20 protein-coding genes and 1 pseudogene are annotated in these 21,199 nt (G+C 63.3%); 10 read left to right on the top strand and 11 right to left on the bottom strand.

Annotated features, from left to right (window positions below):
• Positions 1-3: 3 nt before the first annotated feature.
• The 3 genes from glsB to trmB all read right to left on the bottom strand — a co-directional run bounded on the left by glsB (position 4) and on the right by trmB (position 2,093).
• Positions 4-924, bottom strand: a complete 921-nt coding sequence (glsB, locus tag MUW49_RS11465) for a glutaminase B (protein WP_053288768.1) — start codon at positions 922-924, stop codon at positions 4-6.
• A 96-nt stretch (positions 925-1,020) separates the two neighbouring features.
• The gene (locus MUW49_RS11460) at positions 1,021-1,353 is read right to left on the bottom strand and encodes a YggL family protein (RefSeq protein WP_010675500.1); all 333 of its coding nucleotides are present in this window, start codon (positions 1,351-1,353) and stop codon (positions 1,021-1,023) included.
• A gap of 26 nt (positions 1,354-1,379) precedes the next feature.
• Entirely contained in the window at positions 1,380-2,093 is a 714-nt protein-coding gene (trmB, locus tag MUW49_RS11455; RefSeq protein WP_010675501.1) for a tRNA (guanosine(46)-N7)-methyltransferase TrmB, read from the bottom strand.
• Between the two features lie 260 nt (positions 2,094-2,353).
• On the opposite strand from trmB, the gene MUW49_RS11450 reads away from it, so the two are divergent.
• Complete coding sequence (locus MUW49_RS11450) at positions 2,354-3,421, top strand: M20/M25/M40 family metallo-hydrolase (protein WP_103858193.1); 1,068 nt, start codon at positions 2,354-2,356, stop codon at positions 3,419-3,421.
• A 199-nt stretch (positions 3,422-3,620) separates the two neighbouring features.
• Positions 3,621-4,802, top strand: a complete 1,182-nt coding sequence (locus MUW49_RS11445; RefSeq protein ID WP_041212430.1) for a PLP-dependent aminotransferase family protein — start codon at positions 3,621-3,623, stop codon at positions 4,800-4,802.
• Positions 4,803-4,866: 64 nt separating this feature from the next.
• Here MUW49_RS11445 and MUW49_RS11440 read toward each other — a convergent pair whose 3' ends face one another.
• Positions 4,867-6,402, bottom strand: a complete 1,536-nt coding sequence (locus MUW49_RS11440) for a cyclic diguanylate phosphodiesterase (RefSeq protein WP_244812807.1) — start codon at positions 6,400-6,402, stop codon at positions 4,867-4,869.
• Between the two features lie 246 nt (positions 6,403-6,648).
• Between MUW49_RS11440 and MUW49_RS11435 the strand changes: the two genes are divergently transcribed.
• A complete protein-coding gene (locus tag MUW49_RS11435; RefSeq protein WP_052815202.1) occupies positions 6,649-7,554 on the top strand; it encodes a TIGR01777 family oxidoreductase in 906 nt (301 codons plus the stop codon).
• A gap of 42 nt (positions 7,555-7,596) precedes the next feature.
• Here MUW49_RS11435 and MUW49_RS11430 read toward each other — a convergent pair whose 3' ends face one another.
• Both MUW49_RS11430 and MUW49_RS11425 read right to left on the bottom strand, forming a co-directional pair.
• Entirely contained in the window at positions 7,597-10,038 is a 2,442-nt protein-coding gene (locus tag MUW49_RS11430) for an FtsX-like permease family protein (protein ID WP_244812806.1), read from the bottom strand.
• A gap of 64 nt (positions 10,039-10,102) precedes the next feature.
• Positions 10,103-10,813 (bottom strand): ATP-binding cassette domain-containing protein, encoded by a 711-nt coding sequence (locus MUW49_RS11425; protein WP_010675507.1) that lies wholly within the window; start codon positions 10,811-10,813, stop codon positions 10,103-10,105.
• A 57-nt stretch (positions 10,814-10,870) separates the two neighbouring features.
• Between MUW49_RS11425 and MUW49_RS11420 the strand changes: the two genes are divergently transcribed.
• The gene (locus tag MUW49_RS11420; RefSeq protein WP_202042816.1) at positions 10,871-11,479 is read left to right on the top strand and encodes an arylesterase; all 609 of its coding nucleotides are present in this window, start codon (positions 10,871-10,873) and stop codon (positions 11,477-11,479) included.
• A gap of 87 nt (positions 11,480-11,566) precedes the next feature.
• On the opposite strand, the gene MUW49_RS11415 is transcribed toward MUW49_RS11420, so the two are convergent.
• The 3 genes from MUW49_RS11415 to MUW49_RS11405 all read right to left on the bottom strand — a co-directional run bounded on the left by MUW49_RS11415 (position 11,567) and on the right by MUW49_RS11405 (position 14,686).
• Complete coding sequence (locus tag MUW49_RS11415; protein WP_041212426.1) at positions 11,567-12,511, bottom strand: chemotaxis protein CheV; 945 nt, start codon at positions 12,509-12,511, stop codon at positions 11,567-11,569.
• A 335-nt stretch (positions 12,512-12,846) separates the two neighbouring features.
• Entirely contained in the window at positions 12,847-13,947 is a 1,101-nt protein-coding gene (locus tag MUW49_RS11410) for a porin (protein WP_043156284.1), read from the bottom strand.
• Positions 13,948-14,275: 328 nt separating this feature from the next.
• On the bottom strand, positions 14,276-14,686 hold the full coding sequence (locus MUW49_RS11405) for a CBS domain-containing protein (RefSeq protein WP_010675511.1): 411 nt from the start codon (positions 14,684-14,686) through the stop codon (positions 14,276-14,278).
• Between the two features lie 147 nt (positions 14,687-14,833).
• On the opposite strand from MUW49_RS11405, the gene MUW49_RS11400 reads away from it, so the two are divergent.
• From MUW49_RS11400 to rlmJ, 3 genes are read left to right on the top strand one after another with little or no spacing between them, the layout of a single operon-like run.
• Positions 14,834-16,744, top strand: coding sequence for an ABC transporter ATP-binding protein (locus MUW49_RS11400; protein ID WP_171865620.1), 1,911 nt, complete (start codon positions 14,834-14,836; stop codon positions 16,742-16,744).
• Positions 16,737-17,198 (top strand): DUF2390 domain-containing protein, encoded by a 462-nt coding sequence (locus MUW49_RS11395; protein WP_171865621.1) that lies wholly within the window; start codon positions 16,737-16,739, stop codon positions 17,196-17,198. Before MUW49_RS11400 ends, MUW49_RS11395 begins: the two co-directional genes overlap by 8 nt.
• On the top strand, positions 17,192-18,046 hold the full coding sequence (gene rlmJ, locus MUW49_RS11390; RefSeq protein WP_171865622.1) for a 23S rRNA (adenine(2030)-N(6))-methyltransferase RlmJ: 855 nt from the start codon (positions 17,192-17,194) through the stop codon (positions 18,044-18,046). Before MUW49_RS11395 ends, rlmJ begins: the two co-directional genes overlap by 7 nt.
• Before the next feature lie 50 nt (positions 18,047-18,096).
• On the opposite strand, the gene MUW49_RS11385 is transcribed toward rlmJ, so the two are convergent.
• Positions 18,097-19,026, bottom strand: coding sequence for a LysR family transcriptional regulator (locus MUW49_RS11385; RefSeq protein WP_171865623.1), 930 nt, complete (start codon positions 19,024-19,026; stop codon positions 18,097-18,099).
• A gap of 109 nt (positions 19,027-19,135) precedes the next feature.
• Here MUW49_RS11385 and MUW49_RS11380 point away from each other — a divergent pair, with 109 nt between their 5' ends.
• Positions 19,136-19,735, top strand: coding sequence for an NAD(P)H-dependent oxidoreductase (locus MUW49_RS11380; protein WP_171865624.1), 600 nt, complete (start codon positions 19,136-19,138; stop codon positions 19,733-19,735).
• Between the two features lie 110 nt (positions 19,736-19,845).
• Here MUW49_RS11380 and MUW49_RS11375 read toward each other — a convergent pair whose 3' ends face one another.
• Positions 19,846-20,067, bottom strand: coding sequence for a hypothetical protein (locus tag MUW49_RS11375; RefSeq protein WP_010675517.1), 222 nt, complete (start codon positions 20,065-20,067; stop codon positions 19,846-19,848).
• 180 nt (positions 20,068-20,247) lie between these two features.
• On the opposite strand from MUW49_RS11375, the gene MUW49_RS11370 reads away from it, so the two are divergent.
• Entirely contained in the window at positions 20,248-20,610 is a 363-nt protein-coding gene (locus MUW49_RS11370; RefSeq protein WP_171865625.1) for a DUF2061 domain-containing protein, read from the top strand.
• Positions 20,611-20,996: 386 nt separating this feature from the next.
• Positions 20,997-21,199 (top strand): annotated as a pseudogene (locus tag MUW49_RS11365) (IS5/IS1182 family transposase); the annotation flags it as partial.

Here is a 21,199-nt window from a genome sequence, read left to right as displayed (position 1 = left end):
GAGTTAAAAAATGGAGCGGCCCAGGCGCTCGGCCAGCAGCTCCAGCGTCGCCGTCCCGGCCAGGGAGTTGCCCGCCTTGTTGAGCTCGGGTGACCAGACGCAGATGGAAAGCTCTCCCGGGATCAGCGCCATGATGCCGCCCCCCACCCCGGATTTCCCCGGCATGCCGACCCGGTAGGCGAAGTCGCCCGCCTCGTCATAGAGGCCGCAGGTGGCGAGCAGGGCATTGACCTGCTTGGTGGTACGGGCCGGCAGCAGGGGCGTGCTCTCGCCAAGAGGGACACCCCGGTTGGCCAGATAGACGAAGGCTCGTGCCAGATCGACGCAGCTCATGCGGATGGCGCAGGCATTGAAGTAGCTCTGCAATACCTTGTCCACCTCGTTCTCGAAGTTGCCATAGGCCTTCATCAGATAAGCGATGGCGGCATTGCGGGCGGAGTGCTGGTACTCGGAGCGCGCCACCACCTGATCCGCCATGATGGCCGGGTTGCCGCACAGGCGGCGCACCAGCTCCAGAGTGCGTTGGCGAGGAGCGGTGAGCCGGGTTTCCAGCAGATCGCTCACCACCAGGGCACCGGCGTTGATGAAGGGGTTGCGGGGAATACCCTGCTCGAACTCCAGCTGGACGAGGGAGTTAAACGGCTGGCCGGAGGGCTCCTTGCCCACCCGGGCCCAGATCTCCTCCTCCTGATAGAGGGTCAAGGCCAGCGTGAGGCTCAGGGCCTTGGAGATACTCTGGATGGAGAAAGGCTCGAAAGCGTCACCTGCGGTGAACAATTCCCCTTCAACGGTACAGACCGCGATCCCCAGCCGGTCGGCAGGCACCTGGGCCAGGGCGGGAATGTAATCGGCCACCTTCCCCTGCCCGAGCAGCGGACGCACCTCTTCCAGGATGCCGGCCAGTAATTCGGATGACAACACCATTGGCTATTCCATGACGTGAAACGAGGCGGGGCCAGCCCACCGACAAAAATCCCGCCGGCGGCGGGATTTTCTATCTGCCCGGGAGGCAGTCAGATATCAGGCCGGCTCGCCGTACCAGAGATCGAACAGCTCGGTGACCACCACGGCCTCCAGCCCTTTGCCTTGCAGCCAGGTCTGAACGGCGGAACGGTCTTCGTCGGTGCACTTGCCGAGCTGCTGGGTGCAGACCATCCCTTCCCAGGCCAGGTGACCCGAGCCGGCGAAGGCCAGCTTGCGAGGTTCGATCACCTCGTCGATCAGCGCATCGACCACGGCATCAATGGTCTCTTCGGCGGTGCCGACCGGGAAGTTGAAACTGATGTCGAACCCCATTTCCTGGAATTCATCGACGCGCAGTTTCTTACGCAGACGGCGGCTACGGTTGGCCATGATAGCTCCTTAGTTGATACGTTGACTCAGTTGACGCGTTTGAAAATCAGATCCCAGACACCGTGGCCCAGACGATGGCCACGCTGCTCGAATTTGGTCAGGGGGCGCCAGTCGGGACGGGGCACCCAGTTGCCGGTGGCGGAGGTGTTCTCGTACCCCTCGGCGGCACTCATCACCTCCAGCATGTGCTCGGCGTAGTTCTCCCAGTCGGTGGCCATGTGGAAGACGCCACCGATGGCAAGCTTCTGGCGGATATCCTGGGCAAAGGCAGGCTGCACGATGCGGCGCTTGTGGTGGCGGCTCTTGTGCCAGGGGTCAGGGAAGAAGAGCTGCAGGCAGGAGAGAGAACCGTTCGGGATCATGTGCTCCAGCACTTCCACCGCATCGTGGCAGATGACGCGCAGGTTGGTGACGCCCGCCTCCTGGGCGGTGCCAAGGCAGGCGCCCACACCCGGAGAGTGCACCTCGATGCCGATAAAGTTCTTCTCGGGGGCGTTCTTGGCCATCTCCACCAGGGAGGCGCCCATGCCGAACCCGATCTCCAGCACCACGGGTGCCTCGCGGCCAAACAGGGCCACCATGTCGAGCGGCTCTGGTGCGAAATCGATGCCCATGACCGGCCAGAGCTCTTCCAGGGCCTTCTCCTGCCCTTTGGTCAGGCGGCCTTCGCGACGGACGAAGCTGCGGATCTTGCGCATGAACTTGCCGTCTTCGTTAAACACATCTTGGGTCACAGACATAGTAAATTGCTCGTTATTGCATCGCTCTGGAACAGAGCCGACATAAATGGATCGCTCGTTATTGCATCAGTTCGCAAAAACAGGGGAGCGAATTATCCCAAGATAGGCACAAGGCGCAAGTGTTTCCCACAACAAATCCCCCGGGACTGCCCACTTCCACCAGCAAGGTTGACAAATGCCACCCCCTTCACAGAATCTGCCGGACGTCGGGTTCATCCTGACGCGGAAAAATAAAACCATATACAACAAAGGATTGCAGTATGAAGAAAACCCTGTTGGCCCTCGCCCTGCCTGCCCTGCTGGCCGGTTGCAACCCCTCTGACAACGACTCCCAACCCCCTGCCCCCGCCGCTCAGGCCCATGAGTTTCTGGTGCAACTGAGCTCTGGCGCAGAAGGGATAGGCGCTCGTCCCACGGGCACCGAGGCCGAAACCCGCGCCGCCGCCTGGATCCAGGATCACCTGGCCGGCTGGGGTTACGAGGTGCAGAACCAGCCATTCACCTACACCCGGGGCGGCACAGACCGAACCTCCCAGAACATCGTCGCCGAGCTCAAGGGTCAGAGCGACAAGGTGATCCTCATCGGTGCCCACTATGACAGCACCGGCGAGAAGAAAGGATCCGAAGGCGCCACCGACAACGGGGCCGGCGTCGCCGCCCTGCTGGCAGTTGCCGAGGCACTCAAGGGAGAGACCCTGCCCTACACGGTGCGCTTCGCCTTCTTCGGCGCCGAGGAAAACGGCCTCAACGGCTCCAGAGCCTATGCCGCCAGTCTCGACACCGACGCCGTCGCCAAGCTGCTGGCCATGGTGAACTACGACACCATCGCCGGGGGTGACATCGTCTATGTCCACTCGGCCCACTCCGACGTGGCCGAGTACAACTGCGCCGACCCGAGCCGCTACAGCTTCGATCCCAAGGTGCGCGATCGCCTGCTGGCCATCTCCCAGCAGACCGCCACCCCGTTCGCCATCCACCCCAGCTACAGCGGCTACCCGGAAGGGGAGACCGGCAGCTGGTCCGATCATGCTCCCTTTGCCTGCCTGGGGGTGCCCATCGCCTACGTGGAGGCCACCAACTTCACCATCAACGGGGAAGATGGCTATGACGGCTACTCCCAGAGCACCAATCCGGCGCTGTGGGACTGCTACGACGACGCCACCAAGAGCGCCTGCGACCGGGACAGCGAGACCCAGTGGGGCAAGATCTGGCACACGGAGCATGATCGCCTCGACAAGATGGCCGAGCTCTTCCCGGGCCGGATCGAGCAGCAGCTCGGGGCCAATACCGACCTGATGATCCGCTTCCTCAAGGCGCCGGGGCTCTGACCCCCATCCCGCCCGATGCCCCCCTGACAGGGGTTTTTGCGCCCCTGACCGGGGTCGGGACGATAAAATTCGGGCAGGTGCCAAACCTGCCCTTTTTTATGGATTTTTGTGACAGCCATTGCCTCATTTCTGAAATCTGATACAAACGGATAACCTGGCGGTTGAATGGAGCGACCGCCACCTAGTCAGAGAGAACCCTATGCAGCCGTTTTTTGCCCAGCGCTTCGAGAAGGTCGAGCCTTCCTTTATCCGCGAAATCCTCAAAGTTGCCGCCAATCCGGAGATCATCTCCTTCGCCGGCGGCCTGCCCAACCCCCATCTGTTCCCGGTCAAGGCCATCGAGCAAGCGTGCCAGGACGTGCTGCGCGAGCAGGGAGCCGCCGCGCTGCAATACGCCACCACCGAGGGCTTTGCCCCGCTGCGCCAGTTCATCGCCGACCGCTACCTGAGCCGCCACGGCATGACCGTCAATCCTGACAACATCCTCATCACCAGCGGCTCCCAGCAGGCGCTGGATCTGCTGGGCAAGGTGCTGGTGAACGAGGGGCAGGATCTCATCATCGAAGAGCCGGGCTACCTTGGCGCCATCCAGGCGTTCTCCGTCTATCAACCGAATTTCAAGCCCATCACCCTGGCGGAAGAGGGGCTGGATCTGGCCGCGCTGGATGCGCTGCTGGAGCAGGGCTCCAGCGCCAGGCTGCTCTACGGCGTGCCCAACTTCCAGAACCCGAGTGGTGTATCCTACAGCCGCGCCAACCGGGAAGCCCTGGCGGAGCGCCTGGTGCGCCACGATCTGCTGATGGTGGAAGACGACCCCTACGGCGAGCTGCGATTCGAAGGGGAGCACCTGCCCCCCATCGCCAAGCTGGCCCCCCACAACACCGTGCTGCTCGGGTCCTTCTCCAAGACGGTGGTACCCGCCTTCCGCCTGGGCTGGATGGTGGTGCCGGACTGGCTGCGCAAGAAGGTCACCATCGCCAAGCAGGCCACCGACCTGCACAGCAACGCCTTCAGCCAACAGGTGCTGCACCGCTTCCTGACCGACAACTCCCTCGACGCTCACCTGGAGAAGATCAAGGAGGTCTATGGTCGCCAGCGTGCCGCCATGGAAGCCGCCCTCGCCCGCCACTGTCCGCCCGGCGTCAGCTACACCCGTCCCGAAGGGGGCATGTTCCTCTGGCTGACCCTGCCGCCCAGCGTCAGTGCCATGGCCCTGTTCGACGAGGCCATCAAGGAGAAGGTGGCCTTCGTGCCCGGCGCCCCCTTCTATGTGCGCCCCGAGATCCAGAACACCCTGCGCCTGAGCTTCTCCTGTGTGGATGAGGCGACCACGGAAGAGGGTGTTCAGCGTCTGTGCCGCGCCCTGGCCCGCATGCTCTAAGCCAGCTTCGAATGAAAAAAACCAGCGACCCGGTCGCTGGTTTTTTTATGGCTGCCCTTGGCCGTCACCCGGCCATGTAGTGCGCGATAAACGCCTTCATCGGCATGGGCCTGCCATAGAAGTAGCCCTGCAGGAAGGTCACGTTGCGCGCCCTCAGGTAAGCGGCCTGCACCTCGTTCTCCACCCCTTCCGCCACCAGTTGCAGACCGAGCCGGGTCGCCAGATCGATGACGTTCTCCACGATGTGGCTGGAGAGCGCGTCCGACCCAATCATGCCGACGAAGCTCTGATCGATCTTGAGGAAGTCGACCTGGAAGGTCTGCAGGTAGGTCAGGCTGGAGTGGCCGGTGCCGAAATCGTCGATGGCGATGAAGACCCCGAGGGCATGGAGCTCGGCAAAGAGCCGGTCCGTCGTCTCGTCCGCCACGATGAGCTCGCGCTCGGTCAGCTCCAGCACCAGCTTGATGGGATTCCCCTTGAAGGCGTTGATGAAATCCCGGCAATCTTCCACCAGGCTCAGATCCTTGCAGTGGCTGGCGCTGATGTTGAAGCCGAAGTGGAACCCTCGCGGCAGATGGTGCGCCTTGCCCGCAAACTGTTCGCGCACCTGCGCCATCAACAGCCGGGTCATGGGCACGATGAGGCCACTGTCCTCTGCCAGGGGAATGAAGCGATCCGGCGAGATCATCCCCTGACGGGGGTGTTGCCAGCGCATCAGCACCTCGCAACCGCTCCATTGGCCGTCCTCCCCGTTCACCACGGGTTGCAGATAGGGGATGAACTCCTGCTGGGACAGTGCCCGTTTCAGCTCCTGGGCCGGCGAAGTCGAACGGCCCATCAGCCAGAAGACCGCCACCCCGAGCAGCAGGCTCAGCAGAGGATAAATAATGACGCCCACCTTGGAGTAGTCCCAGATGTGGGCACGGTACTCATCCACCGACACCGTGGTCACTACCTTGAACGGGTACCTGGTCGAGACCTGTTCGAGATAGCCATTGCGATCCTTGGGGATCAGCTTGTCGGTGAGTTCGCTGTTTCGCAGCAGCATCTCGTTGCCGACCACCAGCCCCAGTGGGGAGTTGCGGCTCAGCATGTCCAGGATGTTGAGCAGGTAGTAGCCGTCGACCCCCACCAGCACGCTGAACTCGCCCACCTCTTCCCGGTAGGCGATGAGGGGGCGATTCGGGGTGACCGGGTTGCCCTTCATCAGGTCGAGCCTGCCCCCGACATAGTCATCCAGCTTGATGCCGCCATCGACCGGGCCATAGAGGGAAGAGCAGTAGATCCGATCCCCCCTGGCCAGGTTGACGCTGCGCACATCCGGCACCGTGGCCACCTGATCCCTGAGCCCCTGCACCACCTCGAGACAGGGCCTGCCCAGGCTGCCGGTGAGGGCCGACGCCGCCAACTGGGCATTGTCCAGAGTGCGGTCGAACATGACCCTGGCATGTTCCAGGCGCGCCACCGCATCCTGTTTCACGCCGGTGGCGGTCTGCCAGATGACGATGACGAGCCCAAGGAGCATGGGCAACAGACCGGCCAGCAAGGCACAGAGCAGCCGGACATAGAATTGACGCACCTTCAAACGTCGAAATGGCATAACGGCCCTCATGAACATGGCGAAAAAGCGCTCGAGTTTACCCGCTGGCGCCCGTTTGGCAAGCCGGAATGAGCCCCTGATACCGCCGCGCCACGGCGCCCCCCCGTGGTCGCAACACCCGGCAACCCCGTGGACAAAGGGGGCGGCGTCTTGGGAGACAAAAATCATAATGCTCATAAAAACAGGAGCTTGTCCATCGGGCACCCAGGCTCTAGAGTAGACCCTAGAGCGTCAGGGAGGCAGGACATGAAGATACTGATCACGGGGGGCACGGGGTTTATCGGCCGCCGTCTGGTGGCACACCTCAAGGTGGCGCACGAAGTAGTCGTGCTGACCCGCCAGGGCAGCCGGGCCTACGAGCTGCTCGGCCACGATGTCACCCTGCTGGACAGCCTGGACAGGCTGGATCACCTCAATGACGTGGACATCGTCATCAACCTGGCCGGCGAACCCATCGCCGCCGGACGCTGGAGCGAGTCCCGCAAGCAGTTGCTCTGCAACAGCCGCTGGCTGCTGACCGAACAGCTGGTGGATCTCGTCAAACTATCCAGCACGCCCCCCAGATTGCTGCTCAATGCCTCCGCCATCGGCTGGTATGGCCGCCAGGATGACGCTCCTCTGGATGAAACATGCCAGAGCCCTCACGACGAATTCACCCACCGTCTCTGTCAGCAGTGGGAGCAGCTTGCCCAGCAGGCCCGCTCGGCCCAGACCCGGGTCTGCATCCTGCGCATCGGCCTGGTACTCGGCATGGAGGGGGGCGCCTTGCCCAGGATGCTGCCCCCTTACCGCCTCGGCCTCGGCGGCCCCATGGGCAGCGGCACCCAGATGATGAGCTGGATCCACGTGCAGGATCTGGTGCGGGCCATGCTGTTTCTCATCGAGCACGGCGAGTGTGACGGCATCTTCAACGGCACGGCCCCGCAACCGGTCAGCAATCGCCGGTTCAGCGAGACCCTGGCCGCCACGCTCCATCGACCGCACCTCTTCTTCGTACCGGCACCCCTCCTGCGACTCCTGATGGGAGAGGCGGCGGATCTGCTGCTCACCGGACAGCACGTGCTGCCCGCCCGCTTGCAGCAGGCCGGTTTTCACTTCAGCTTCTCGGCCCTGCCCGGCGCTCTGGACAATCTGCTGCACTCACCCCGTTGACCCAATGACACATCCCGACCGAGGTCGGGATGTGTCGAGCCATCAGAGCAGCCCCTGCCCCAGTCCCCTGAGCCGGTCGCTCAGGGTACCCGCCAGCAGTTGGCGGCGCATGCCCTGTCCAGCCAGGGTCACCAGCACGGCCCCAAGCAGGGGGAGTGCAGCCCAGATGGCCCAGTGGAACTGCCACTGCGCTCCCTCCCACCACCACTGCAGACCGAAGGAGCAGAGCTCCACCACCATGGCGGCGCAAAGCCCCGCCAGGGCACCGCTCGCCACCAGCTCCCAGCGCAGCATCTTCTCGAGCAGGGCGCTGCCCGCCCCCAAGGTGCGCATCAGCAGCAGCTCCCGGCGCCGATGGGCCATGCCGGCCTGGGTCTGGGTCAGCAGCACCAGCAGGGCGGCTACCGTCACCAGCCCGAGCATCAACCCCAGGGCGCGGCTCACCTGATCGGAGACCAGGGTGAGGCGGCCTATCAGATCCTCCACATCGATGAGGCTCACCGTGGGGTGGCGGCGGATGAGTTCCACCTCTGCCCCTCGCCCCTCAGGCGGCAGACGATAGCTGCCGAGCCAGGTCTGGGAGAAGGGGGCCAGCACGTCCGGCGAGAAGATCATGTAGAAGTTCGGCCTCATGTTGTCCCACTTGATGGACCTCAGGCTGGTCACCCTGGCCTCGAACGCCCGCCCCTCTATGGTGAAGCCGAGCACGTCTCCGAGCGCGATGCCGAGCCGTCCCGCCAGCGCCTCATCGACGGAGACCTCCCCCTTGCCGGCCAGCCATTGACCGGCAGTGACCTTGTTGTCGGCGGGCAGGGCCGATGTGGTGGTGAAGTTGAGCTCTCTGTCCACCCCCTCCCGCGCCGCATCCTCCCCCACCGCCTCACCAGCGATACGGGTCAGGCGCCCGCGCACCATGGGGTAGAAGTCCGAGGTGATGGCCCCGGCCCGGTGCAGATCGGCCAGGATCCCTTCCCGCTCGCTGTCCGCCACATTGACCAGGAAGCGGTTCGGGGCGTCGGCAGGCAACCGGGTGGAAAAATCCTCCAGCAGATCGACCCGCGCCGCCCACAGCAGCCCGAACAGCATCAGGGCCAGGGCGAAACCCGCCAGCTGGAACAGACCACTGCCCCGCTCACGGGAGAGGTGATTGATGGCCAGGCGCAGGGCATGGGGCCCCTTGAGCCGACTGCCAAGACGCAGCAGCACGGAGGCGAGCAGGGCCAGCAGCGCCATCAACACCCCCATGCCGCCGATGAGCCCGCAGGCCAGCCTGATGTCGGCGGTAAAGCCCCACACCAGGGCAAACAGCCCGATGAGCCCCACGGGCACCGTCAGCCAGGGAGGGATCCCCGCCTCCAGCTCCCGGCGCAGCACCCGCAGCGGCGGTACCTTGAGCAGCCTCAGGAAGGGGACGAACGCCAGCATCAGGGTGATGAAGAAGGCGACCGCGAGGCCCAGGGCGAAGGGTCGCCAGGAGGGGGGCGGCAGATCCGCAGGCAGCAGATCCCCCAGCAGGTTCAGGGTCAGCCACTGCATGGCGCTGCCCGCCACCAGCCCCATCAGGGCCCCCACCAGGGTCAGGGAGAACAGCAGGGTGCCCATCAGTTGCCACAGGGTGCGCCGCGAGGCCCCCAGGGTCTTGAGCAGGGCCACCATGTTGGTCTGGCGCTCGGCGAAATGGCGCACCGCTATCCCCATGGCCAGGGCGCCGAGCAGCACGCCGGCAAGGGATGCCAGACGGAAGAAGCGCTCGGCATTGCCCAGGGATTTCCCCACCTGGGTACCCTGATCGTCGGGTTTGACGAGCTTTTGCCCGGCGCTCAGCCTGGGGTTGAGCCAGGCCTCATAGCGGGTGATGGCGTCACGGGGCCCCTTGACGAGATAGCGCCACTGCTGGCGACTGCCCGGCAGCAGGGCCCCGGTCGCCTCGATATCGGCGCTGTGGATCAAGGCCCTTGGCGCCATCTGGAAGGGGCTGAACCCCTGATCCGGCTCCTGGCCCAGCTCCCCTGCCACCGTCAGCCGGGTGTTGCCGACCTCGAGTACCTCCCCCACCTTGGCGCCGAGCAGCTGCATCACCCTGGCGGAGAGCCAGATCTCGCCGGGCGCCGGGGCGCGCTGGGGAGTGAGCTCCAGCTTGCCGTAGAAGGGAAAATCCCCGGGCACGGCGCGGATGGAGGCCAGTTGCAGGGTATCACCGTGAAACAGCATGCTGTTGAAGCTGACCGTGGTCTGCACGGCCAGCCCCTCCTGATGCGCCTGCGCCAGCCACTCTGCCGGTGCCGGCGTCGCGGAGCGCAGCACCCTGTCCCCTCCGATGAAATCCCGCCCGGAGGCCTTGAGCCCCGCATCCAGCCGATCCGCCACCAGAGCCACGCTGAGCACGCAGGCGACGCTCAGCGCCAGCGCCAGCACAAACCAGCGCAGCTCGCCGCTGAACCCTTCCCGGCGCAGCAGCTTCAATCCCAGTCGCCACTGACTCATGACGCCTCCCTCACCGTCCATGCTGCTGCCAGCGATCCCCTGGTGCAGCTCTGTCTCCACTGACTCATGACAGCTCTCCCACCCTGGCCGCCATGACAGTCTGTGCCTCCAGCCGCCCGGCTGACATCACCAGCTGTCGCTGGCAGCGCTGGGCCAGTTCATGGTCATGAGTCACCACCACCAGGGTGGTGTTGTGCTCGCGGTTGAGACGAAACAGCAGTTCGATCACCGTCTCCCCTGTCTTGCTGTCGAGGTTGCCGGTAGGCTCGTCCGCCAGCAGCAGGCTGGGGCGGGTCATGAAGGCACGGGCAATGGCGACCCGCTGCTGCTCGCCGCCAGAGAGGCGCGGCGGCAGGTGGTGCAACCGCTCTCCCAGACCGACCTGTGCCAACAGCTCCCGGGCACGGGGCTCGCTGTCGGTCTCCCCCCGCAGCTCGGCCGGCAACATGACGTTTTCCAGGGCGCTCAGGGTGGGCAGCAGCAGGAACGACTGGAACACGAACCCCACCTGCTCGGCCCGTAGCCTGGCGCGTCCCTCCTCGTCCAGCCGGGTGAGGGAGTGGCCGAGGATCTCTATCTCGCCGCTGCTCGGCAGATCGAGACCGGCCAGCAAACCGAGCAGGGTGGACTTGCCGGAACCGGACGCACCGACCAGCGCCAGCGTCTCGCCGGTATTGACTTGCAGATCGATCCCTTCAAGGATGGTGAGGCTTTCCTGACCGAGGCGAACGGTTTTACCGAGCCCCCTGACGGCGATAATGGGCGTTGAACTCATCTTGGGTATCCTGTTTGCCTGAACCTGTAATGACAATAGAACGTGGGAGTTGACTGCATGATGCGTCTCTTGTTTGCCGTGAGTTGCCTGTGCTGCTGGGCAGCGTCCGTCCAGGCCCAGACCCTGCTGGTACTGGGCGACAGCCTGAGTGCCGGCTACCAGATGCAGGCCGAACAGAGCTGGCCTGCCCTGCTCAATGAAAAGTGGCAGCAGCAGGGGGGAGAACACACCCTCATCAATGCCAGCATCAGCGGTGAAACGACCCAGGGCGGCCTGGCCCGCCTGCCCGCCCTGCTCGACACCCACAAACCGGACTGGGTGTTGATCGAACTCGGCGCCAACGACGGGCTGCGGGGCTTTGCTCCCGCCATCACCCGGGCCAACCTGACCAAGATGATCGAGCTCACCCGGGCGCACCAGGCGAAGACGGTGCTGACCCAGATCCTGCTGCCCCGCAACTATGGGGCGCGCTATCTGCAACAGTTCGAGCAGATCTTCCCGGATCTTGCGAAGGCCAACGACCTGCCGCTGATGCCCTTCTTTCTGGATGATATTGTGCTGCGCCCTGAACTCATGATGAACGATGGACTGCACCCGACGGCCGCCGCCCAGCCCCGGATCCGCGACAAGGTCGCCCGCTTTGTCGAGCCTCTGCTGACACAGTAGCCCGGTGGCCGGGCCCATGGCCCTTCCCCTTGCCCAGCAAAAAGCCCCCGCATGGCGGGGGCTTTTTCATGGTTCGGCGTGCCGGTCTCAGCGGCCCAGGATCTGCCGCATCCGCTGCTGGGCCACATCCACCAGCAAGTCGGGCTGGAATTTGGAGATGAAGCGATCACACCCCACCTTCTTGACCATGGCCTCGTTGAAGTTGCCGCTCAGGGAGGTATTGAGGGTGATGAAGAGATCGGACATGCGCGGATCGCTGCGCACCTCGTGAGTCAGGCGATAACCATCCATCTCCGGCATCTCGGCATCCGTGATCATCAGCATGATCTCGTCGGTCACCTTCTTGCCCGCATCGCACCACCCCTTGAGCAGCTTGAGGGCCTGCAAGCCGTCCTGGCACTCGATGACCTCGAGCCCGAGCTGGGCGAGGGTCTCGCGCACCTGGTTGCGGGCCGTGCTGGAGTCATCGACGATGAGCACCCGGCGTCCCTGCATCTGGGGCAGGATCTCCTCGTCCAGCACCTCGGACGAGATGCGCACGTCATAGGTGATGATCTCCGCCAGCACCTTCTCCACGTCGATGATCTCGACGATCTGGTCGACGCCCCCTTCCGGGATGCGGGTGATGGCGGTGAGGTAGTTGGCACGACCCGCCGAACGGGGCGGCGGCAGTATGTCCTTCCAGGTCATGTTGACGATGTGGGCCACCTGCCCCACCAGGAACCCCTGAATGGTGCGGTTGTACTCGGTGATGATGAGGTTGGACTCCTGATCGATGGCCATGGGACGCATCCCGATGGCACCGCGCAGGTTGATGACGGGGATGGAAACGCCGCGAATGTTGGCGACGCCGCTGATGTTGTGGTGGGACCCCGGCATCTTGTTCAGATGGGGCAGCTTGACCACTTCCCGCACCTTGAAGACGTTGATCGCAAACAGTTGCTGGGCACCCAAACGGAACATCAGCAGTTCCAGGCGATTCTCCCCTACAAGCTGGGTACGTTGATCCACTGAATCCAATATGCTCGCCATATAACGCCCTTACGTCCATTTCCCGAAATTGCCCCGCACCGGAGCTGCGACATGCCAACCAGCCCCGCTTTCCCTGTCGGGACAACGCAAGCCTATATAGAAATAATGAAAAGCGTCGAGGAAAGATAGGATCTTGACCACGGGGCGTGATCATCGCCCCATCACTGCCTCATGGCAAGCACAGCCACGCACCGGCCCCGACAACAAGGGTATCGACCACACAGGGCCATTGCTGAACCCCGGCGTGCCGCTCTTGTCATCCAGCGCGGTCCGCCAGCAACAAAAAGACCGGCCACATGGGCCGGTCCTGGGATGTGCAGTGCGTCCGGGACGACTTAGAAGTTGTACTGCAGGGCCACAGCGACGATGTCGTCGGTGGACTTGTTCAGGCTGTTCTTGCCGGTGGAACCCACTTCGTCCAGCAGGTTGATCTTGTAGTCCACGTAGGCATTGAAGTTGTCGGTGAAGTTGTACCAGGCACCCACGGAGACGTATTCGGTCGCGGTGTCATCGATGCCGTGAGCGCTGTCCTTCACGTCGGTACGCAGGTAGGCCAGGGAGGGCTTGAACTTCGGCGTGATGTTGTACTGCACGACCGCTTCGTAGCCATCCATCTTCTCGGCGTAACCGCGCAGGGAGCCGGTGTCCACGAAGAGGTGATCTTCACCGTGGGAGTAGGTGGCAGCCATGTAGAGGTTGCCGACGGCGTACTTGGCGCCCACCCCGAACAGCTTGGCGTCGCTGTCGCCGCCGAAGCTCACGTTCTCGGCCTGCTCGTCGGTCTTGCCTGCCTGGTTGTAGGCAGCACCCAGGCTCAGGCCCATGTTGAAGTCATAGTTGGCAGAGAGAGCATACCCCTCGGAAGAACCTTTCGGGCTCCAGGTGCTGTTCGGGCCGACGCGCTCGCTGCGGCTCGCGTTCTGCGGGTCGTTGTTGCCGGTGAACTGGGCACCCAGGGTCAGCCCCTGCCAGTTGTACATGTACTGGGCCAGGCCGTTGGTACGACCGGTGCCGAACACCTCGGTGTCCTTGCCCAGACCATCACCACCCCACTCCGGCAGCACGTCGGTGTAGTTGTTCACCGCCTTGGTGAACAGACCGTCCTGGCGACCGTAGCTGAAGGCACCGAAGCGATCGTGCTTGATGCCCGCATAGGCGTAACGCAGCTCGTCGTTGTCAGAACCGGAGACCGGCAGGTTGTACTCGGCGAAGCCGAACGCGGTCAGATCCTCGTCAACCTTGGTTTCACCTGCGATGTGCAGACGCAGGTAGCTGGCATCGCCTTCGGTGGCATTGTCATCGGTGCCGTAGTACATGCCGTTGACGCGGCCGCCGATGTCCAGTTTGGTACCATTCTGATCGTAAACGTTGGCGGCCTGTGCACCACCGGCCAGCAGCAGGCTGGAGATGGCCATCGTCAATGCTGTCTTTTTCATTGTTCTTTCCTCAGGTGTAAGCACTCTCTGTCAGACCAGAGTTCGGTCGTGATGATCGGTTGATGTGCCGATGGCCTAAGGTAGATCCGGAAACCTTGATGGGAACTGAAGCGGCGAACGATTAATTATAAAAGCGTCAATTCGAGCTGACGCCGCGACACATAGTGTCACGCGAAATAATTTTTGCGGAACTTATGACCAAGAAAATCAATATAGCAATACAAGTGATCTATAAAGCGGGATAAATGCAGTTTAATCCTTCAACAAGGCGAGAAGCTGGGAAGCCCTGCCGGGCGACACGGGCTCCCCGCACACCTTCCCCGCCCCGTCAGACCGGCTGCCAGCCGCGCATGACCCTCAGCAGGTCCTTCCAGCTCACTATGCCCACCAGGGCGCCGTTCTCCAGCACAGGCAGACAGGAGATCTGGTGCTCCAGCATGAGGCCGGCGGCCTCTTTCAGGGAGCGTTCGGGGGAGACGGTGATGGGTTCACGGCTCATTATCTGGTGGGCGCGCCGGTTGAGGGTCTCGGTGTCCCGGTTCATCTCGGCATCCGTGTCCAGATAGGGGCTGATGGCACGCAGCAGATCCCGGTCCGAGATGACCCCCACCAGCTCCTCTTCTTCCACCACCAGAAGGTGGCGGAAATGGGCCTGCTCGAAGATCTCCTTGATGACGCTCAGCCTGTCATCCATGGAAACGGTCGCGACCCGGGTCGTCATGATCTCTTTAATCAACATGGTCAGCCTCCTGCCCCCCAGATGTCTCTGTTATGACACGTTTTTCCGGCGGCAGCCATCCCCCCCGCCCTCAAGTGCAAATTTGTGTCATTTCACGTAAGATCCGCGCCAGTTTCTCTCCTTCAATCGAGCCAAGCAGACCCATCCATGATAGTTGCCAGTCAAATCGAACTGATCCGCGGCGGCCGCACGCTGCTGGACAACGCGTCCGCCACCATACACCCCGGCCACAAGGTGGGCCTGGTGGGCAAGAACGGCTGTGGCAAGTCCACCTTCTTTGCGCTGGTGCGGGGCGAGCTGGCCATCGACAACGGCAGCTTCAGCCTGCCCGCCGGCTGGCAGATTGCCGGCGTGGCCCAGGAGACCCCGGCGCTGGACTGCTCCGCCCTGGAGTACGTGATCGACGGCGACAAGGAGTTCCGCGCCCTGGAGGCCGAGCTCGCCCGGGCCGAGGCGGATGACAACGGTCTGCTGGTGGCCGAGCTGCACGGCAAGCTCGATACCATAGGTGCCTACAGCATTCGCGCCCGCGCCGCCGAGCTGCTGCACGGTCTGGGTTTTGGCGGCGATCAGCTCGACTCGCCGGTCAGAAGCTTCTCCGGTGGCTGGCGCATGCGCCTGAACCTGGCCCAGGCGCTGCTCTGCCGCTCCGATCTGCTGCTGCTGGATGAACCGACCAACCACCTGGATCTCGACGCCGTCATCTGGCTGGAGAAGTGGCTCAAGGGCTATCAGGGCACGCTGGTGCTCATTTCTCACGACCGCGACTTCCTCGACTCTGTGGTGACTCGCATCATCCATATCGAGAACGGCAAGCTCAACGAATACAGCGGCGGCTACTCCGACTTCGAACTGCAGCGCGCCGAACACCTGGCCCAGCAGCAGTCCATGTACGAGAAGCAGCAGCGGGAGATGGCCCACATGCAATCCTATGTGGATCGCTTCCGCTACAAGGCCTCCAAGGCCCGTCAGGCCCAGAGCCGATTGAAGGCCATGGAGCGGATGGAGAAGATCCTGCCCGCCCACGCCGACTCCGAGTTCAGCTTCGAGTTTCGCGAGCCGTCGGCCCTGCCGACCCCGCTGATTGCCATGGAGAACCTCAGCGCCGGTTACGGCGACAAGGTGATCCTGGAGAAGATCAAACTCAACCTGGTACCGGGTTCACGCATCGGCCTGCTCGGTCGCAACGGCGCCGGCAAATCCACCTTCATCAAGATGCTGGCGGGATCCAACCCGCCGCTCTCCGGCAAGCTGGAAGTGAGCGCCGGGGTCAGCATCGGCTACTTCGCCCAGCATCAGCTGGAGACCCTGCGCCTGGACGACTCCCCCCTCGATCATCTGGTACGCCTCGCGCCGGACAAGACCGAGCAGGAGCTGCGCAACTACCTCGGCAGCTTTGGTTTTCACGGTGACAAGGCGCTGGACAAGGTGGCCCCCTTCTCCGGTGGCGAGAAGGCGCGGCTGGTGCTGGCCCTCATCACCTGGCAAAAGCCCAACCTCTTGCTGCTGGATGAACCGACCAACCACCTGGATCTGGAGATGCGCCACGCCCTGACCATGGCGCTGCAAGGGTTCGAGGGGGCCATGGTGGTGGTCTCCCACGACCGTCACCTGCTGCGTACCACCACAGATGACTTCTATCTGGTGCACGGTGGCCGGGTCGAGGCCTTCGACGGCGATCTGGACGACTACCACAAGTGGCTCGGCGAGCAGGAGAAAGAGGCCAACGCCAAACAGGACGACGGCGTCGTCTCCGCCAACTCGGCGGTGGCGCGCAAGGATCAGAAGCGGCGCGAGGCGGAGTTCCGGCAAGCGACCCGACCACTGCGCCAGAAGCTGGAGAAGCTCGAAACCAGCATGGAGAAGCTGCAGGCCAAGCTGGCCGCGGTGGAAGAGCAGCTGGCCGATCCCGCCATCTATGAAGAGAGCGCCAAGCAGAAGCTCTCCGAACTGCTCAAGTCCCAGGGCCCCATCAAGGAGGAGCTGGAAGGGGTGGAGCTGGAGTGGATGAGCCTCAGTGAGGAGCTCGAAACCATGGAGCAGGCCTTCCTTGCGTGACGAACAGCTGATGACGAGCGAGCGGATCGACGCCCACGAACTGCCGGGCCCGCTCGACTTCTGGCACTGGAGCGGCGAAACCTACGGCATGCGCAGTCAGGACTGGCTCAGCGTGCAGGCGCTGGGGGGCAACGTCAACCTGGCCCTGTTGCTGCACCGGCTTGATCAGAGCAGCATCCCGGTGGATCTCACCGACCTGCAACCGGCGCTGGTGCAGACCGAGGCGGTGCTCGGCCCCTGGCGCACCCTGCGTTCGAGCGCCAAGGCGCGGCTCGGCGAGCAGGAGTATCAGGCCATGCTGGCCCACGAGCTGGAGCTGGAACGGCTGCAACAGGGGGTCCTGCTGCAGACCCTTCGCAGCCTCACCCTGTTTCGCGGCGACAGCCGCAACCTGTTTCACTATCTATCGTTACTGGGTGCCCAGCAGGGCCCCCTCAGAGATCTCATATGCTGAGCTACCGCCACGCCTTTCACGCCGGCAACCACGCCGATGTGCTCAAACACGCCGTCCAGGCCCTGATCATCGAGTCCCTCAAGAAGAAGGAGAAACCCTTCATCGTGCTGGACACCCATGCCGGTGGCGGTCTCTACGACCTGCGCGGCGACTGGTCCCAGAAGAAAGCGGAATATGCCGACGGGATCAAACGCCTGTGGGATGAGCGGGCCCAGTGGTCTGCCATGGCCCCCTATCTGGGTGTCATCGAGGAGATGAACAGCGATGGTCAGCTGCACTACTACCCCGGCTCGCCGGAGCTGTCCCGCCGCCTTATCCGCGATCAGGACAAGCTGGCGCTGATGGAGCTGCACAACAACGAGGTGGAGGATCTTCGCGCCAACATGGGGTACGACCCCCGCGTCGCCGTGCACCATCGCGACGGCTTCGAAGGGCTGGTTGCCCTGCTGCCCCCCACCCCGCGCCGCGGCCTGGTGCTCATCGACCCCCCCTATGAGCTGAAGGAAGATTACTTCGCCGTGGTCGATACCCTTAAAAAAGCGCAAAAGCGCTGGGCCACCGGCATCTACGCCCTCTGGTATCCCATCCTCGGGCAAGAGGCGGACAAGTCCCGCGACATGCTCAAAGCGATCAAGCGGGAGAACTTCGGCAACGTCCTGGTGGCCGAGCTGGAAGTGGCCGGCCAGACTGCCGATTGGGGCATGAACGGCTCCGGCATGCTGATCGTCAGCCCCCCCTGGATGCTGGACCAGCAGATCGAGGCCTTCTTGAAACCCCTGTGCTCCAAGCTGGCCCAGGGCGCCGGCGCCCAGTACAGGGTGGAGTGGCTGAACAAAGCCGAAGCCTGACCCTCGGAACCACAGAAAATGAAAAAGGGCCTGTCACAGTAGGCCCTTTTTCATTGGGGCTGATGACCCGGCACGTTCACGCTAGCCAGCTGCTCGGACAGGCGGCTCGCCAGCCAGTCGATGGCAAGCCGGGTCTTGAGGGGCAGATGCGGACCATGGGGCCAGAGGGCGTTGATGGAATAGCGCCGACCCGGCAACCGGGCCAGCAGCTCGCGCAGCTCGCCCCGCTCAAGGTGGGGCCGCGCCAGCCAGGTCGGCAGCCAGGCGAGACCAAAGCCCGCGATGGCCGCCTGGGTGATGGCGTTGAGATCGTCCATCTGCAACCGCCCTCTGGGCTGGACTTCGCGCCATGCCTCGGCCTCCTGCCACCACCACGACAGCACCCGCCCCTGGCGCAGATAGGCAATGCACTCATGATCCGGTAGCTCAGCCAGGGTCACAGGTTCCCCCCGCTCGGCCAGATAGGCGGGCGAGGCGCAAAGCGTCATGCCGTGCTCCCCGAGCCTGCGTGCCGCCAGATCCAGGCTGTCCGGCGGCTCTGCGTTGCGGATCACCAGATCCACCCCCTCCTCCACCAGATCCACCTTGCGATCGCTGAACGACAGCTCCAGGGCCAACCCGGGATGCGCCTTCGCCAGCGCCAGCAAAATGGGGGCCACGCACTGCTGGCCGAACAGCACCGGCATGGAGACCTTCAATCTGCCGTTGAGGGTGAGCTTGTTGCTGGCCAGCGCCGTTTCCCCAAGACGCACCTCCTCCAGCGCCCGCAGGCAGTGGCGATAGAAGAGCGCCCCCTCCTCGGTCAGGCTCTGGCTGCGGGTAGTGCGATGAAACAGTTGCACGCCGAGACGCAGCTCCAGCCGCGCCACCCCCTTGCCCACCGCCGAGCGGGTGAGGTGGAGCCGCTCCGCCGCCTGGGCGAAGCTGCCCGCCTCCACCACGGTGGCGAAGAGATCGATGCCGTTGAGCGTGTTTGCCATCTATTGCATACCTTTTGGAGCCAATATGGCGAAATAGTATCAGCACTGCGGAAAAAAATGACTGGTAAGCTCCCTTCATTCTTCACACGTTTCAGATGGAGTTCCCCTCATGAGCCAGATCCTGCTGCTGCAATCCAGCCTCAACGGCCCCGCATCCCGCACCAACCAGTTGATGAAGCACTTCCTGCAAACACGCCGGGAGCAGGGCCACCAGGACCAGGTAGTGGTGCGCGACCTGACCGCCCTCGACTTGCCCGCCCTCGACAGCCCGTTGTTTCACGCCCTGCGGGGGGCTGAACCTGCCAATGAGGCCATCCGGCAGGCGGTGGCGCTGTCGGATCGGCTGATTGCCGAACTCAAGGCCGCCGACCTGCTGCTGATCGGCGCCCCCATGTACAACCTCAACGTGCCGACCCCCCTCAAGAACTGGTTCGATCTGGTGGCGCGGGCCAGGGTGACCTTCCGTTACACCGACACCTACCCCATGGGGCTGGTGGAGGGGGTCAACGCCCTGGTGTTCAGCAGCCGCGGCGGCGTGCATCAGGGACAGGCGACGGATGCGGTCACCCCCTACCTCCAATCCGTGCTCGGCCTGATGGGCATCGCGGAGGTGGAATTCGTCTACGCAGAGGGGATGGATCTGCACCCCCACGGGGCGGAGCAGGGAATGCGCGAGGCCCATGCTCGGATCGCTGGCCTCGGCAGGTAGGGCCATCACCCGATCTTGCCCCTTCCAACCGGCCACCTGCTGCGCGGGACATTCCAAGTAAAAAAGCCCCGCAAGGGGCTTTTCTATGACTGCGGCAGTGGCGGAAGAGACTAGGCTTGTCTGGCATCGGGGCCTGCGGGCATGTCCCGCCAGAGCGCCAGAATGAGCAGCGCCAGCAGGGCAAAGGGCGGCACCAGGCAGAGCAGCACGCACAGGAAGGTGACAAGCCCCGGGTGGCGGCTCTTGCGCCGGGCCAGTCGCCAGGCCACCACGCCGACGACGATCATCAGCAGCAGCATGAAGAGAACAAACAGGTTGGAGTTGATGGTCATGAAAGCTCCTTTTTCATGGCAAAAGGCACACTCTAGCGCCGTTGCGTTCCCAGGCAACTCCCAATCTGGTGGTGCCTCCCCCGGTCGATAGGCATTTTCTATTTCGCCGATAGATGAGAATGATTTTCATTTGGTGGAATTCTGGGTGATACTGCCTTCATCGCCAGAGGAGACACCACCATGAAAAAGACCATCAGCTTCGCCATCCTGCACTTTTGTGTCGCCTTCACCGTGGCTTACCTGCTGACCGGCGAACTGCTCACCGCCAGCCTGATCGCCCTCATCGAGCCCGCCGTGAACACGGTCGCCTTCTACTTCCACGACCTTGGCTGGCACAAGCTCAAGCCTGAACACAGCCTGCAGGCCAAGACCAGCAGCTTCGCCCTGGTCCACTTCTCGGTGGCCTTCGGTGTCGCCTACCTGTTGAGTGGCGAGCTGCTCACCGGCGGCGTGATGGCACTGATCGAACCTGCCATCAACACCGTCGTCTTCTTCTTCCACGAGCGGCTGTGGCGCAGCCGCCAGCAGCTGGCTCTGGCCTGAGGGAGGGGCAACTGCCCTTCCCCCTGAACAAGCCTCTCTCCCCCGGCCAGGGGACCACTCCCTGCCGTACTGACCAATTTGTTGATCCCGCCCCAACATTTATCACCTCGCCCTTCCCCTGCGCCCCTCTCTCGCTACCATACCCGAATGGCAATCCAAGCCTCGTCGGAGTCACCCATGAGCCCTCTCCGCCATCCCCGTTGGTTACCAAGCAGCAGACTGGAAGCTGAAATTCAGGGGCGGTAGCCATGTCATCGGCTTGCCAACTCCTGCCGATCACAGCAAGGGGCGACCGGCGACTCATCCACAACATGCTAAGGAAGGTGCGAACAAGTCCCTGATATGAGATCATGTTTGTCATCTGGAGCCATGAAAAAGGGTTCATCATGAGTCATCAGCTCACCTTCGCCGACAGTGAATTCAGCAGTAAGCGCCGTCAGACTAGAAAAGAGATTTTCTTGTCCCGCATGGAGCAGATTCTGCCATGGCAAAACATGGTGGAAGTCATCGAGCCGTTTTATCCCAAGGCTGGTAATGGCCGGCGACCTTATCCGCTGGAAACCATGCTACGCATTCACTGCATGCAGCA

Source organism: Aeromonas sp. LsrichE-8G (assembly GCF_022869435.1).
Classification (GTDB): domain Bacteria; phylum Pseudomonadota; class Gammaproteobacteria; order Enterobacterales; family Aeromonadaceae; genus Aeromonas; species Aeromonas caviae.
This window is presented reverse-complemented; position numbering and strand designations above follow the sequence as displayed.